1 pseudogene is annotated in these 583 nt (G+C 64.7%); it reads right to left on the reverse strand.

The window, feature by feature from the left end:
• Nucleotides 1-338 (reverse strand): annotated as a pseudogene (locus tag AACY52_RS29455) (metal ABC transporter permease); the annotation flags it as partial.
• Between the last annotated feature and the right edge of the window lie 245 nt (nt 339-583).

Here is a 583-nt window from a genome sequence, read left to right on the forward strand (position 1 = left end):
CGCGTCGCATCCTGCCCGACGCGCTCGAACACCGCATTGCGCAGATTGTCGAACAGCGTCGTCGCGAAGCGCGCACCGGCATAGCCCAGCACCAACGCGATCACGATCCACATTGCGGAGCGATCGCCCTGCGCCATCCGGTCGACCGCCCATTTCAGCGTATAAGCACTGACATAGACCTGGGTGACCTTGGACACCGCGACCAGCAGCATCGCCCCCACGATCCGCAGCCGCAGCATCGGCGCGTCCGCCGGCCACAGATAGGGCAGGAAACGCTTGAGCGTCGGCAGCATGGGCCGCTCGGACGCGGTCGAGGAGGTGGCGGTATCGGGGGGCATCTTTCCCTCATGTAAGCGCAGTCAAGCGGTATCCCAAGCGCTTCATGGAACAAGCAAGGCGTCTCGTCGGTTTTACAGGCGAACGGAGACGATCATGGAACCGCTGTTCTACGTCATGGCGATCATGGGTTGCGGCGACGGCAGCACCGCCTGCCAGCAGGCCCGCGTCGAGCCCGCGCATTACCAATCGATCCGCGCCTGCCAGATGGCGATGCCCGCCGCCCTGGCGCGCAACAGCGATATTG

Origin of the sequence: Pseudomonas sp. EA_65y_Pfl1_P113, assembly GCF_963970525.1 — a bacterium.
GTDB lineage: Bacteria > Pseudomonadota > Gammaproteobacteria > Pseudomonadales > Pseudomonadaceae > Aquipseudomonas > Aquipseudomonas tritici.